Genomic DNA, 1,086 nt, shown 5'->3' on the forward strand with positions numbered 1-1,086 from the left:
CTTCGATTTTGTAACGTTCCTTCGCCTTGGCTTTAAAGTGCTCGCTTTCCTGGAACGCTGCTTGTTCCGAGTGCTCGTCCGACTTCGTTGTTACGGAGTACGTCTTGCTGGCTCCATCGTTATAGCACCCTTCCTTGTATGGGCAACTCTTGCACTTCTCCACATCAAAGTAGTATTTCGTCCTTTGGTTTTTCCCGCCTTCTTTCCTAACTTGCTTTGCTTTCCGAATCGCCATATGACCGGCCTTGCATACGTACATTCCTGCATCTTTGTTGAACTCGAATTGATCTTCCTTCTTACGCCCGCCTTGTGTAATCAGCGGATTCAGCTTCGCAATCAATTCAATGTCATTGTCTCTGCTGTACGCTATGTTTTCTTTTTCAGAGTACGCGGTATCGCCAATGACCGTCTGCACGTTCATACCAGTTGCCTTGCTTTTCTCAATCAGCGTTTGCAACTGCTTCCCATCATTTTTTTCACCTGTGGTGATAACAGCCGCTGTAATGATCCGTTCCTCTGTCATTGCTAAATGCGTCTTATATCCAAAAAACGAAGAGTCCGCGCTTTTGTGACCAATCCGCGCATCCTGATCTTCAGAGATTCGCAATTGTTCCACATCATCTTCGACGGTTTCTATAAGCAGATTCAGCGGCTCCGTGATTTTGGGCAATTGGGCAATTCCGAGCTTCGTCTGAGTGACATCAATGAGCTTCTGGCAATAGGCGATCTCCGCTTCAAGTGTATCCTCCGTATTCTTGACGGGAAGCTTCTCTTTCAGCGATTCGTCCACGGAGTAAATCGCTTTTCGCAATTTCCGGGAACGATCTTGTAAGATCTCCCGCGGTGATTTCTGGTTGTAACGAGCTTTCGTATGCGTCGCATCCACAATGATGGAGGTACTCTTTAGAATCCCCTGCGCGAGAGCCAGTTCGACGGTCTTGCCGATTAACAAGTCCAACAGATTCAAGCCCTTCAGCCGAAGCTTGCGAAATTTGGTCAAAGTGCTCGGGTCGATGACCGATTCTTCCGGTGCCATTTGAAGAAAATACTTGAACGACATGTCGTACCTAGAGCGCTCAACCACAT

The 1,086-nt window shown here is 47.5% G+C and carries 1 protein-coding gene; it reads right to left on the bottom strand.

The annotated features are described in order from the left end of the window. Positions 1-1,086: transposase (locus tag ACFPPD_RS18890; RefSeq protein WP_378082883.1), on the bottom strand; the 1,086-nt coding region annotated here is incomplete at both ends.

The organism is Cohnella suwonensis, assembly GCF_042655365.1.
In the GTDB taxonomy this organism is placed as follows: domain Bacteria; phylum Bacillota; class Bacilli; order Paenibacillales; family Paenibacillaceae; genus Cohnella; species Cohnella suwonensis.